Origin of the sequence: Acidiferrimicrobium sp. IK (genome assembly GCF_025499425.1) — a bacterium.
Classification (GTDB): domain Bacteria; phylum Actinomycetota; class Acidimicrobiia; order Acidimicrobiales; family Palsa-688; genus Acidiferrimicrobium.
In genome coordinates, this window is record NZ_JAIMCB010000008.1 from 205857 (window position 1) to 219082 (window position 13226).

The window sequence follows — 13226 nt, forward strand, 5'->3', positions numbered from 1 at the left end:
GCCCGGCCCGACCCCTCGGGTCAGCCGCCGCGCTTGTAGATGTGGCTGGTGCGGCGCACCCCTTCGGCCCGCAGCCGCCGCAAACCCATCCGCAGCGCGGCGTCCGCCCGCAGCAGCGCGTCCAGGCCCCGGTCGCCGGGCCGGGCCCGGAACGACGTCACGTGGAAACGGTCGTCGTCGCGCAGCGGGCGGGGCGAGAAGTAGTAGTTGGACACGCACCGGCGGGCCGGGCCGGCGCCGACCGGGCTGACCGAGTGCAGCGACCCGCCGTGGGTCTCCATCACCACCAGCCGGTTGAAGTCGCTCGGGATGGTCACCCGCCCGCGGCCCATCCCCTGCGGCCAAAGCTCCAGGTTGCCGCCCTGGTCGGCGTGGCGGTCCGGGGTGACGTAGTAGAGGAGGTTGAGCACCCGCCACCGGTCCCGCTCGGCGTCGTGGCTGTTGTCGAGGTGGGGGTGCAGGTAGTGGCCGGGCTCCATCGACGAGACCCCGCCGGCGTAGAGCTGCGCGTCGGGGAGCAGCTCGGGGATCCCGGTGATCCGGCCGACCGCGGCGACCACCCGCGGGTCTTGGAACGCGTAGGTGACCTCCTCGATCAGCGGGTCGAAACGGTCCATCTGCACGCCGATGTACTTCAGCTCCCGGATCGACTTGTGCAGCTCCAGGCGGTCCTCGCCGGGGAAGGCCGCGGCGACGGCCCGGGCGTCGTCGTCGGGGAGCAGGCCGTCGACGCAGAAGTGGCGGATCGTCCCGCTGGCCGCCCAGCCAGCCGCGAGCTGGTCCCCGTCGGCCTCCAGCCGGGACGCGATGTGGCCGGCCAGGGTCTGGCGGGTGCTCGACACGGTCATCGGGCCAGGCTACGGGCTGGCGAGCGGGCGAGCAGGGCGGCGCGGGGTGCCATGCTGGAGGGGTGCAGTCCACCATGTACGACCGCGTCGGCGGCACCCCGTTCTTCGACGAGCTGACCAAACGCTTCTACGAGGGAGTGGCCGCCGACCCGGTGCTGGCGCCGCTTTACCCGTCGGACCCCGACGAGTTCGAGCAGGCCCGGGTCAACCTGTTGTGGTTCTTGGTCCAGTACTGGGGCGGACCGGCGACCTACAGCGAGGAGCGCGGCCACCCGAAGCTGCGCTTGCGTCACGCCCCTTTCGTCATCGGCGCCGCGGAGCGCGACGCGTGGCTGGCCCACATGACCGAGGCGGTGCGCGCCGCGGGCCTGTCGCCCCTCGACGAGGCTCAGATGCTGACCTACTTCCAGGCGTCCGCGGCGCACATGGTCAACGCCGCGGAGTAGAAGTCGGGGAAATCGGGGCGGTTCGGCGCCGCCGCGCCGTGGACTATCATGCCCGGCGTTCGGCGACAGCCCCGACCCGGAGGAGGTGACGTACGTGAGCACAGGCGAGCCCCCCAGTAGCCCGTACCGATCCTCATCTCCCGGGCCCGCCCGCCGCCGCGCCAGCACCGACTGACGGGGACGCCGGCAGGGACCCGTTCCCTTATTGGCGACGCTTCCTGCGAGGTCGGACATGCCGCTGCGCCCCTCCCTGCCCCCCGTACACCCCACCCGCTCGCTGCAGACCCGCCGGCGCCACCGCCGCCAGCGGCTCCTCGCGGTCCGCAACGTCCGCGAATCGCTGGTGTCCCTGGCCGGGATCCTCTCCGGCCCGGTCCTCAACCCCGCCGGCGGCGAGGTCGGCCGCCTCGCCGACGTCGTCGCCCGGTGGGGCGGCGAGGAGTCGTACCCGCCGGTGACCGGCCTGGTCGTGCGGGTCGGGCGGCGGGTGGTGTTCGCCTCGATCGACCAGGTCGCGTCCGTGCAGAACGGGCGGGTGGAGCTGGCCTCGGCCCGCGTCGACCTGCTCGACTTCGTCCGGCGCGACGGCGAGGTGATGCTGGCCCGCGACGTGCTCGACCATCAGCTGGTCGACATCGACGGCGTGCAGGTGATCCGCGCCGCCGACTTGTACCTGGCGTACGTCCCCGGCCCGGCCGGGCGGGCGCTGCGCCTGGTCGGCGCGGACGTGTCGGCCCAGACCCTCCTGCGCCGCCTCGGCCCCCGCCGGTGGCGGGGCACGCCGACCCCCGAACGGGTCATCGACTGGTCGGCGATCGCCCCCTTCGGCAGCGAGGTCAGCACCATCGCGCTGCGGACCCGCAGCGACGGGCTGCGCCGGTTGCGGCCCGGCGAGCTGGCCGACCTCCTCGAGGACCTCGGCCGCGACGGCCGCCAGGAGCTGCTGGCCAGCTTGGAACCCGAGCAGGCCGCCGACGCCCTCGAGGAGATGGACCCCGAGGAGCTGGGCGCCCTGCTCAGGGAGACCGCCCCCGAAGACGCCGCCGAGCTGCTCGCCCACATGGAACCCGACGAGGCGGTCGACGCCTTGCGGGACCTCGACGAGTCCGAGCGCGAGGAACTCCTCGAGCACATGCCCGACGAGCAGCGCGAAGAGCTGAGCGAGCTGCTCGACTACGAGGAGGACGAGGCCGGCGGGTTCATGACCACCAACCTGGTCACCGCCACCCGCGACGAGAACGTCGGGGCGCTAAGGGACCGCCTCCGCGACCAAGCCGAGCACGCCGGCGACCTCGACGGCGTCGTCGTGGTCGACAGCGACGGGCGCCTGGTCGCCGACGTCACCCTCTTCGCGCTGCTGACCGCGGACGAGGACGCGACGATGGGATCGCTGGTCCAGCACGCCGAACCGGTGTCGGTGCGCACCGGATCGGGGTTCGCGGCGGTGGCCGACCGGCTCATCGCCACCCGCCACTCGTCGGTGGTGGTGGTCGACGACGACGAGCGCCCGATCGGGCGGATCCTCGCCGATGACCTGATCGACCGGCTGGTGCCCGAACGGGGCCGCCACCACTTCCCGAGGCTGCTGTCGTGACCGGATCGGTCGTGACCGGCTCGGTGGCGACCGCCGAGGGGCCCGGCGCCGACGGCACCGCCGACAGCGACCGGCCCCGGGGCCGGTACCGGCGGGTGTTCACCTACCTGGCGATGGCCGGGCCGGGGATCATCGCCGCCAACGCCGGCAACGACGCCGGCGGGATCATCACCTACGCGTCGGCGGGCGCCGAGTTCGCGTACCGGACCCTTTTTTTCATGCTGCTCATCACCATCGGCCTGGTCGTGGTCCAGGAGATGTGCGCCCGTCTCGGCGCGTTCACCGGCAAGGGTCTGGCCGCGCTGATCCGCGAGGAGTTCACGCTGCGGTGGGCCGCGTTCGCGCTGTTCTGCCTGGTGCTGGCCAACCTGGGGCTGGTCGTGTCGGAGTTCGCCGGGGTCGGCGCCGCCCTCCAGCTGCTCGGCGTGAGCCGCTACATCTCGATCCCGATCGCCGCGGTGGCGATCTGGGGGCTGGTGATGTTCGGCTCCTACCGGTACGCGGAGCGGCTGTTTTTGATCCTGACCCTGGTGTTCTTCGCGTACCCCGTCGCCGCGCTGCTCGGCCACCCGGCGTGGGGCACCGCCCTGCACCAGACGGTGGTCCCCCACCTCGAGGCGTCCAGGGCGTTCATCCTCGTCGGGGTGGCGCTCATCGGCACGACGATCACCCCGTACATGCAGCTGTACGTGGCCGCCGCGGTCGCCGACAAGGGCCTCGGCCCAGACGAGTACCGCTACGAGCGGTTCGACTCCATCGCCGGCGCGGTGTTCTCCAACGTCATCAGCTTCTTCATCATCGTGTCGACCGCGGCGGCCATCGGGAAGCTGGGCCAGCCGCTGGGCTCCGCCCAGCAGGCAGCCCAGGCCCTCAAGCCGGTCGCCGGGTCGGCCGCGACCAAGCTGTTCGCGCTCGGCCTGTTCGGGGCGTCCGCGCTGGCGGGGGCGGTCGTGCCGCTGTCGACGGCGTACGCGGTGTCGGAGGCGGTGGGCGTCGAGCGTTCGGTGTCGCGCCGGTTCACCGAGGCGCCGGTGTTCCTGTCGCTGTTCACCGGGCAGGTGTTCATCGGGGCGCTGGTCGCGTTGGCCCCCGGCAACCTGGTCAACCTGCTGCTCAACACCCAGGAGCTCAACGGGATCATCACGCCGATCATCTTGGTGTTCATCTTGATCCTCGCCAACCGCCGCAGCCTGCTCGGCCGGGCCGCCAACGGACCGGCGCTGCGGGTGGTGGCGACCGTGGTCGTCATCGGGGTGAGCGCCATGTCGCTGGCCGTGGTCGGCCAGACCGTCCTCGGCTGGTTCGGGGCGTGACCGCCGGGAAGGCGAACCGGCCCGGGTAACCTCCCGGGGATGCCCACCCTCCGGCCGCTGGTGGCCGACGTCGAGGGCGACGGGCCGGCGGTGATCCTCCTACACGGCCAGCCCGGCCGGGCCGGCAACTGGTACCGGGTCACCGCCCGCCTGGCGGACCGCTACACCACCGTCGCCCCCGACCGCCTCGGGTACGGGCGCACCGGCGGCCCGGCCGGCGACTTCGCCGACAACGCCGCGGCCACCCTGGCGTTGATGGACCAGATGGGCATCGAGCGGGCGGTGATCGCCGCCCACAGCTGGGCCGGCGGCGTCGCCCTGCGCCTGGCGCTGGACTCCTCGGCCCGGGTGGCCGGCTTGGTGCTGGTCGCGTCGGTCGCCCCCGGCGACCCGGTCGGCCGCCTGGACCGGCTGCTGGCCCGCCGTCCCGTCGGCGAGCTGGCCGCGCTGGCCACCCTCGGCGTAGCCGGCCGGGCGCTGGCCGTCCCGGCGTTGCGCCGGGCGGTGTCGCGGGCGCTGCCCGACGGGCCGGCCGAGATGGTCGCCCAGGCCCGGCCGTCGCGCAACGCGTGGCGGGCGTTCGCCGCCGAGCAGCGGGTGTTCGTCGAGCAGATCGACGGGATGGCCGCCGACCTGCGCCGCATCGACGTGCCGACCCGGGTGGTGATCGGCAGCGCCGACAAGGTCGTCGGGTCCGGGGCCGGGACGCTGCTGGCCTCCGGGATCCCCCGGGCGGTCCTCACCACGGTCCCCCGCGCCGGTCACCTGCTGCCGTGGGATCACCCCGAAGCGGTGGAGGCGGCGGTGGACGCCGTCGCCGGCGGTTAGACCGCCAGGAACCGGCGGACCGCGAACGCGGAGCCGAGCGCCCCGATCGCCGCGCCGACCACCAGCACGACCAGCCCGGTCAGGAACGCCTCGTGGGGGCTGATCAAGATCTTGGTGATCGCGAACGGGCTGTTGTTGCTCACGAACGACGCGATGGTGTTGCGCAGGAAGTAGGTGAACACGAACGCCGCGACCGCGCCGACCAGCCCGTGGACCAGCCCTTCGATCATGAACGGTATTCGGATGAACCAGTTGGTGGCGCCGACCAGCTTCATCACCGCGACCTCTCTACGCCGGGCGAAGATGGCCAGCTGGATGGTGTTGATGATCAGCGCGATCGCCCCGATCATGACCACCGCGGCGATCACCGACGCGCCGTAGCGCAGCTGGTGGGAGGTCTTCACCAGCTTGGCGATCTCCTGCTGCGCGTAGGTCACCGTCCGCACGCCCGGCTGCCCCTGGAACTGGCGGGCCAGCTGCGCGGCGTCTTGGGCCCGGACCGGCACCACCCGGTACGACGTCGGCATGGAGTTGACGTCGAGGGCTTGGAGCAAGTCGGGCTGCCCGGCGAAGATCTGCTTGAACTCGGCGTACGCGTGCGGCTTGTCGACGAAGTGGTAGCTGCGGATCCCCGGCATCGACGACAGCTCGTGGCCGACCGCTCCGACCTGGTTGCTCGACGCGCTCGGCTGCATGAAGATCGCGACCTGCACCCCGCCCCGCCACTGCAGCGTCGCTTTGGACACCGCCTGGCGGGTGACCAGCACCACCCCGAGCGCTCCGAGCGACACCGCCATGGTCAAGATCGCGGCGATGGTCATGAGCAGGTTCCGGCGGAGGTTCCCGCCGGTCTCCCTGGCGACGTAACCGACTGAGACCGGCACTAGGCGCCCATCCCGTAGACGCCGCGGGCCTGGTCGCGGATGACGGTGCCCCGGTCCAGCTCGATCACCCGGCGGCGCATCGAGTCGACGATCCCCGAGTCGTGGGTGGCCATGACCACCGTCGTCCCGGTCCGGTTGATCCGGTCCAAGAGCCGCATGATCCCCGCCGTGGTGCTCGGGTCGAGGTTGCCGGTCGGCTCGTCGGCGAGGAGGATCAGGGGCCGGTTGACGAACGCCCGGGCGATGGCGACGCGCTGCTGCTCGCCGCCGGAGAGCTCGTGGGGGAGGTTGGTCAGCTTGCGGCCCAAACCGACCAGGTCGAGGATTTGGGGCACCTGGGACTTGACGACGTGGCGGGGACGGCCGATGACCTCGAGCGCGAACGCCACGTTCTCGTACACCGACTTGGTCGGCAGGAGCCGGAAGTCCTGGAACACGCAGCCGATGTTGCGGCGCAGGTAGGGGACCTTCCACGGGCTGAGCGCGCCGACTTCCTTGCCGGCGACCCACACCGCGCCGCGGTCGGCCTGCTCCTCTTTGGTCACCAGATGCAGGAACGTCGACTTCCCCGAGCCGGACGGGCCGACGAGGAAGACGAACTCGCCCTTCTGGATGTCAACCGAGACATCCCGGAGAGCCACAGTGGTGCCCTTGTAGGACTTGGTGACGCTGTCGAACTTGATCATAAGTAAGTAGGCGGTGCGGACTGCCCCTGCGCACCGAGGTCAAAGCGTACTCCCCGCGCCGCGGCCGGGGAGGTCACGCGCCGGCGCCGGCCCTCCTCCAGCGCAGCCAGGCCTCCATGAACGCGTCGAGGTCCCCGTCGAGGACGGCTTGGACGTTGCCGGTCTCGTAGTCGGTGCGCAGGTCCTTGACCTGCTGATACGGGGCCAGGACGTAGGAACGGATCTGCGCTCCCCACCCGACCTGGGCCTTCGGGCCGGCCATCGCGTCGAGCTGCGCGGCTCGTTCCTCCCGCTGCCGCTCGGCCAGCTTGGCCGCCAGGATCTGCATCGCCTTGGCCTTGTTTTGGTGCTGGGAGCGCTCGTTTTGGACCGCCACGACGACCCCGGTCGGGAGGTGGGTGATCCGCACCGCGGAGTCGGTGACGTTGACGTGCTGGCCGCCGGCGCCCGACGACCGGTAGGTGTCGATGCGCAGCTCCTTCTCGTCGATGTCGACCTCGCCGGAGAGATCCTCGAAAAACGGCACCGCGCTGACCGACGCGAAGCTGGTCTGGCGCCGGGACTGGGAGTCGAACGGCGAGATCCGCACCAGGCGGTGCACCCCCCGCTCCGAGCCGAGCAGACCGAACGCGAACCGGCCTTTGACGATGAACGTCGCGGAGAGGATCCCGGCTTCTTGGCCCTCGGACACCTCGTCGATCTCCATCTCGAAGCCGCGCCGCTCGGCCCAGCGCTGATACATCCGCAGCAGCATCTCGGCCCAGTCCTGGGCATCGGTGCCGCCGTCTTTGGCGTGGATCTCGCACACCGCGTCGCGTTCGTCGTGCTCGCCGGTGAACAGCGACCGAAGCTCCAGCTCGTCGAGGGTGCGTGCCGCCGCCGCGCTCTGGTCCTCCAGCTCGCCGGCGACGGAGTCGTCGCCCTCCTCCTCCGCCAGCTGGAAGAGGGTCTCGATGTCGCCGATGCCGGCATCGAGGGCCTCGAGGACGTCGACGTCGCCTTTCACCTGGCCGTACTCGCGGGTCACCTTCTGGCCGAGGTCGGTATTGTCCCAGAGGTCGGGGCGGCCCATCTCCTCCTCCAGCTCGGCCAGCCGCCGCCGGCTGCCGTCCAGATCGAGGTAGGTCTCGGCCTCCGACAGTCTGCGCCGCAGGGCGCGGATGTCCTCTGTGAAGTCCCGCACCGGGCTAGGCCCGGCCGTGGCAGAACTTGAACTTCTTGCCGCTCCCGCACGGGCAGACGTCGTTGCGCCCGACGTTGTCGAAGTCGCTGGTCTTGACGATCGGCTGCATCACGTCGGTGGCCGCGCCGGCGGCCGCGTTGGCCCGGGACTGGGCGCCGGAGGACCCGCCGACGTTGGCGCCGAGCGCGGCAGCGCCCTCCTCGCCGGACGCGAACACGACTTCCTCGCCCGGCGCCGGGCCGGCCGCCAGGACCCGGGCGAAGCCGTCGTCCTGGGGTCCGTCGGGGCCCTGGTAGGTGGCGCCGTCGAGGGCCGGCTGCTCCGGGGGCTGCTCGAGGACCTGGACCTGGGCGTGCATCACGATCTTGACGTAGTCGTCGTCGATGCTGGCCATGAGCTGACCGAACATCTCGTAGCCCTCCCGCTGCCAGGCCACCAGCGGGTCTTGCTGGCCCATGGCCCGCAGCCCGATGCCTTCCCGCAGGTAGTCCATCTCGGAGAGGTGCTCGCGCCACTTCTGGTCGATCAGCTGCAGCATGACGTCGCGCTCCAGGCTGCGCATGGTGTCGGCCCCTCCGGGCATCGACTCCTCGCGCTGCTCGTAGTAGGCGATCGCCTCGCCGGCGAGCAGCTCGTAGACCGCGTCGCTGCTGCCGGCCTCCCGCACCGCGTCGGGGGTGGTGGTGGTCGGGAAGTACAGCTTGGTCTCGGTGAGCAGCCCCTCGACGTTCCAGTCCTCGGGGTACTCGGTGACGCAGTGGGCCATCACGATGCTGTCGAGGGCGGAGGAGATCACCGCGATGGTCCGCTCCCGCAGGTCCTCGCCTTCGAGGATCTGCATGCGCCGGGCGTAGATCACCTTGCGCTGCTCGTTCATCACCTCGTCGTACTTGAGGACGTCCTTGCGGATCTCGGCGTTGCGGCCCTCGACGGTGTTTTGGGCCCGCTCGATGGCCTTGGACACCATCTTCGAGTCGATCGGCAGGTCGTCGGGGAGGGCCTTGCCCATCACCCAGCTCATCGCCCCGGTGGCGAACAGCCGCATCAGCTCGTCCTCGAGGCTCAAGAAGAACCGGCTCTCGCCGGGGTCGCCCTGGCGCCCGGCGCGGCCGCGCAGCTGGTTGTCGATGCGGCGCGACTCGTGGCGCTCCGAGCCGAGCACGTACAGCCCGCCCAGCTCCCGGATGGTGTCGCCTTCCGCCTTGCACTCCACCTCGTACTTGGCCAGCAGCTCGTGGTAGCGGGCTTGGCCTTCCTCCGACTCGAGCTCCAACCCGCTGGCCACGACCTCCTGGGCGGCGAGGCCCTCGGGGTTGCCGCCGAGGAGGATGTCGACGCCCCGGCCGGCCATGTTGGTCGCCACGGTCACCGCTCCCAGCCGCCCGGCCTGGGTAATGACCTGCGCCTCCCGGGCGTGCTGCTTGGCGTTGAGGACGTGATGGGCGATCCCGCGGCGCTCCAGCATGCCGGAGAGCACCTCGGACTTGGCCACCGACGCGGTGCCGACCAGGACCGGCTGGCCCTTCTCGCGCCGCTCGACGATGTCCTCGATGATCGCCTCGAACTTGGCGTTCTCGGACTTGTAGATCAGGTCCGGGGCGTCGACGCGGATCATCTTGCGGTTGGTCGGGATCGGCACGACCGGAAGCTTGTAGGTGTTGGCGAACTCCGACGCCTCGGTCTCCGCGGTGCCGGTCATGCCGGCGAGCTTGTCGTAGAGGCGGAAGTAGTTCTGGAGGGTGACGGTGGCCCAGGTGTGGTTTTCCTCTTTGATCTGGACCCGCTCTTTGGCCTCGACCGCCTGGTGGAGGCCGTCGGACCACCGCCGGCCCTCGAGGACCCGGCCGGTGAACTCGTCGACGATCTGCACCTCGCCGTTGGCGATGATGTAGTCCTTGTCCCGCCGGTAAAGCTCCTTGGCCTGCAGCGCCTTGGTCAGCTGGTGGACGTAGTTGGACGACACCAGGTCGTAGAGGTTGTCGATGCCGAGGGCCCGCTCGACCTTCTCGATGCCCTCCTCGGTCGGCGAGACGGTGCGCTTCTCCTCGTCGACCTCGTAGTCGACGTCGCGCACCAGGCTGCGGGCGACGCCGGCGAACTGGTAGTACAGCCGGGCCGAGTCGTTGGACGGGCCGGAGATGATCAGCGGCGTGCGGGCCTCGTCGATCAGGATCGAGTCGACCTCGTCGACGATCGCGTAGTGGTGGCCTCGCTGCACCATGTGCTCCATGGCGCGGGCCATGTGGTCGCGCAGGTAGTCGAAGCCCATCTCGGTGTTGGTCCCGTAGGTGACGTCCGAGAGGTAGGCGGCCTTCTTGTCCGCCCAGTCGTCGATCTCGGGGGACACCCGCCCGACGCTCAGGCCGAGGAACCGGTGCACCTGGCCCATCCAGTCGGCGTGGAACTTGGCCAGGTAGTCGTTGACGGTGACGACGTGGACGCCTTTGCCGGCCAGCGCGTTGAGGTACACCGGCAGGGTCGACACCAAGGTCTTGCCCTCACCGGTCTTCATCTCCGCGATCCACCCGAAGTGCAGCGCGGCGCCGCCCATCAGCTGCACGTCGAAGTGGCGCTGCCCGATGGTCCGCTTCGCGGCCTCCCGGACGGTGGCGAACGCCTCGATCAGCAAGTCGTTGAGGTCCTCGCCGTTGTCCAGGCGCTCCCGGAACTCGACGGTCTTGTGGGCCAGCTCGTCGTCGGAGAGCTTCTCCCAGTCCGGCTCCAGGGCACCGATGTCGGGTACCAGGTCCTGGAGGGCACGGACCTTCTTGCCCTCCCCTGCCCGCAGGATCTTGGTGAACACACTCATGGCCCGCTCATGCTACCGGTCCCCTCATGGTCCGGCGGAGCGCTCGCCGGCCGCGGCGGGCTCCCCGGCGCGGCGCCGGGCCGCCCCCGGCGCAGTTTTCCCCACCGCTACCGTCTACCAGCGTGGATGCCGCCGCCACGCTCCGAGCGCCGTCGCGTCTCGCCGCTCGGGTCCTCGACGCCCGGCTGCTCGTCCACCTGCCGGTCGCCGCCTTGGTGGCCGCGTACGCGCTGCGCTTCAGCGTTCTCACCGTCTCGGTGTACGACGGTTACGGCACTCCCCCCTACGACATGTCGATCCCCGACCAGGGGATCTGGCTGCTCAGCCGGCTGCACGCCCCGTTCTCGACGGTCATGGGACGCGACGTCATGGCCGACCACACGTCGTTCATCTTCGCCCTGCTCGTCCCGCTGTTTTGGGTGTACCCGCACGCCGCCGCGCTCCTCGTCGCCCAGTCGGTGATGCTGGCCGCGGCGGCCATCCCGATCTACCTATACGCCCTCCGCCGCCTCGACAGCCCGGCGATGGCCACCGCCCTGGCCGCCGCCTACCTCCTCAACCCGGCGCTGCAGTGGGGCAACCTCGAGCAGTTCCACGTCGAGTGCTTCACCGTGCTGCTGGTGAGCGTCGGCCTGTACGCCGCGCTCGAGAGCCGCTTCAGGCTGCTCGTGGTGTGCGTCGGCCTGCTGTTTCTCTGCAAGGAGGACGTCGGCCTCGTCGCCGCCCCGCTCGCTTTGTGGGTGGCGTGGCGGCGCAACCGCCGCCTCGGCGCCGGCCTCCTCGCCGCGACCGCGGCGTGGTCGGTGGCGGCGTCTTCGATCATCTACGCCATGGTCGGGATGATCAACGTCCACACCGGCCGGCTGCCCTTCGGCGGCGCCGGCGGCACGGTCCGCACCGCTTTGGCGCACCCCGGGAAGTTCTTCTCCTACCTGCGCTCCGGCGGGCGCCCGTTCTACCTGTGGCAGATGCTCTCCTCGGTCGGTCTGGTGCTGGTACGGGCCCCGGAGATCGCCGCGCTGTGCGTGCTCACCCTGGCGGTCAACGTGATCACCTCGTTCGGCTACGAGCACCAGATCGCCTACCACTATTCGATGCCGCCGGTCCCGATCCTGGTGATGGGGACCGCGTTCGCCATCGGCGCGCTGCGCAGCCGCCGGTCCCGGACCGTGGCCACCGGCGTGGTCCTCGGCTGCGCCGTGGTCACCTGCTACCTGTGGGGGCTGGCGCCGTTCTCCCGGCACACCTACCCGCACCTCAGCCCGGCCAGCGCCGAGGTCCGCGACATCGACAGCGTGCTGGCGAAGCTCCCGTCCCACGCGGTGGTGTCGGCCTACTACCCCTACGTCGCCCACCTCGACCACCGGAGCGGGATCTACATGTGGCCCAACCCGTTCCGGGCCGAGTACTGGAACACCTTCCACCAGGAGGGCCAGCGGCTGCCCGTCGCCGACCAGGTCGAGTGGCTGGTGCTGCCCACCGACCTCAGCGAGGCGGACGGGGCGGCCACGTTCGGTTCCATCGCCGGGTCGTTCCACGTCGTGGCCCGCGCCGGCGGCGTCGCCCTCTACCAGCGCAACGGCCCCTAATCGTCGCCTTGGTGTGGGTCGAGCAGCCGCTGGCGCACGGCGTACATGACCGCCTCCATCCGGGAGTGCAGGTGCAGCTTCTCCAAGATGTTGCGGACGTGGTTTTTCACGGTGTTCTCGGAGATGAACAGCCGGTCGGCGACCTCCTTGTTGCTCATCCCCCGGGCCACCAGCTTGAGGACCTCGAGCTCCCGGGCGGTGAGCACCGGCGTCGGGAACTGCTCGCGCTGCGCGGCCTTCTTGGCCAGCGCGTTGAACTCGTTGAGCAGCTTGGAGGCCATCGACGGGGAGATCAGGCTCTGGCCTTGGACCACCGCCCGGATCGCCTCGGCGACCTCCTCCACGGAGATCTCCTTGAGCAGGTAGCCGTTGGCGCCGGCCTTGATCGCCTCGTAGAGGTCGTCCTCCTCGTCGCTCACCGTCAGCATCAAGATCTTGGTCGTCGGGAGCAGGTCGCGGATCTGCCCGGCGGCTTCGATGCCGGTGACGCGGGGCATCCGCACGTCCATCAGGACCACGTCGGGGGCGTGCTCGGTGGCGCGGGCCACCGCCTCCTCACCGTTCTCCGCCTCGGCGACCACCTCGATGTCGTCCTCGGTGCCGAGCACCACGAACAGGCCCCGACGAAACAGCGCTTGGTCGTCGGCGATGAGCACCCGGATCACGTCCTCCGCGGGCCGCCAGTGCCGGTCCGCGTCGGCCCCCTCGTTCGTCGGGTCTGGCTGTTCGAACGTCATCGTGGTGCTCCAGACGGATACGCCGTCGCATCTCGTATCACTTCACGCTAGCCGGGGGTGCCCGCGGGCAGCCCATCTTGCGGGGTTTGCGCGGGCCTCAGCGGCTGACCTGGTCTTTGACCCCACACCCGCCTGCTGCGCCGATCGGGAGGCGGTGGCGGCGGCCGGAGCCCTGCACCACCGGATGCCCTCCTTGTACGGCGTCTCCGCCCCGGGACCCGGTTGGTCCCATCGGCGGGCAGGCCTTACTTCTAAGCCGCACCATGCTCAGCAACCACGGGTTGCCTTACGTGGGTCGTTTCGCCTGCG

Annotated in this window: 11 protein-coding genes; 5 read left to right on the plus strand and 6 right to left on the minus strand. The window is 70.7% G+C overall.

Translation table 11 applies throughout. The annotated features are described in order from the left end of the window. Window positions 1–20: 20 nt before the first annotated feature. Window positions 21–848 carry a 2OG-Fe(II) oxygenase gene (locus K6U06_RS14970; RefSeq protein WP_262322749.1) on the minus strand — a complete coding sequence of 276 codons (828 nt, stop codon included), beginning with the start codon at window positions 846–848 and terminating at the stop codon, window positions 21–23. A gap of 62 nt (window positions 849–910) precedes the next feature. On the opposite strand from K6U06_RS14970, the gene K6U06_RS14975 reads away from it, so the two are divergent. The 4 genes from K6U06_RS14975 (at window position 911) to K6U06_RS14990 (ending at window position 5029) form a co-directional block, all read left to right on the plus strand. Further along, the gene (locus K6U06_RS14975; protein ID WP_262322750.1) at window positions 911–1294 is read left to right on the plus strand and encodes a globin; all 384 of its coding nucleotides are present in this window, start codon (window positions 911–913) and stop codon (window positions 1292–1294) included. A gap of 232 nt (window positions 1295–1526) precedes the next feature. Continuing rightward, a complete protein-coding gene (locus tag K6U06_RS14980; RefSeq protein WP_262322751.1) occupies window positions 1527–2888 on the plus strand; it encodes a magnesium transporter MgtE N-terminal domain-containing protein in 1362 nt (453 codons plus the stop codon). Then, a complete protein-coding gene (locus K6U06_RS14985) occupies window positions 2885–4201 on the plus strand; it encodes an NRAMP family divalent metal transporter (RefSeq protein WP_262322752.1) in 1317 nt (438 codons plus the stop codon). The genes K6U06_RS14980 and K6U06_RS14985 overlap by 4 nt, the downstream gene beginning before the upstream one ends. 39 nt (window positions 4202–4240) lie before the next feature. Beyond that, window positions 4241–5029: an alpha/beta fold hydrolase gene (locus K6U06_RS14990; RefSeq protein WP_262322753.1), complete on the plus strand. Its 789-nt coding sequence runs from the start codon at window positions 4241–4243 to the stop codon at window positions 5027–5029. Here K6U06_RS14990 and K6U06_RS14995 read toward each other — a convergent pair. The 4 genes from K6U06_RS14995 to secA form a co-directional block, all read right to left on the minus strand. Continuing rightward, a complete protein-coding gene (locus K6U06_RS14995; RefSeq protein WP_262322754.1) occupies window positions 5026–5913 on the minus strand; it encodes a cell division protein FtsX in 888 nt (295 codons plus the stop codon). The genes K6U06_RS14990 and K6U06_RS14995 overlap by 4 nt on opposite strands. After that, entirely contained in the window at window positions 5913–6599 is a 687-nt protein-coding gene (gene ftsE, locus K6U06_RS15000; RefSeq protein WP_262322755.1) for a cell division ATP-binding protein FtsE, read from the minus strand. Before ftsE ends, K6U06_RS14995 begins: the two co-directional genes overlap by 1 nt. A 73-nt stretch (window positions 6600–6672) precedes the next feature. Beyond that, window positions 6673–7782, minus strand: coding sequence for a peptide chain release factor 2 (gene prfB, locus K6U06_RS15005; protein WP_262322756.1), 1110 nt, complete (start codon window positions 7780–7782; stop codon window positions 6673–6675). Between the two features lie 4 nt (window positions 7783–7786). Next, a complete protein-coding gene (gene secA, locus K6U06_RS15010; protein ID WP_262322757.1) occupies window positions 7787–10591 on the minus strand; it encodes a preprotein translocase subunit SecA in 2805 nt (934 codons plus the stop codon). A gap of 122 nt (window positions 10592–10713) precedes the next feature. Here secA and K6U06_RS15015 point away from each other — a divergent pair, with 122 nt between their 5' ends. Further along, window positions 10714–12180, plus strand: coding sequence for a DUF2079 domain-containing protein (locus K6U06_RS15015; RefSeq protein WP_262322758.1), 1467 nt, complete (start codon window positions 10714–10716; stop codon window positions 12178–12180). Here K6U06_RS15015 and K6U06_RS15020 read toward each other — a convergent pair. Further along, complete coding sequence (locus K6U06_RS15020; RefSeq protein ID WP_262322759.1) at window positions 12177–12917, minus strand: response regulator; 741 nt, start codon at window positions 12915–12917, stop codon at window positions 12177–12179. The genes K6U06_RS15015 and K6U06_RS15020 overlap by 4 nt on opposite strands. Window positions 12918–13226 lie beyond the last annotated feature (309 nt).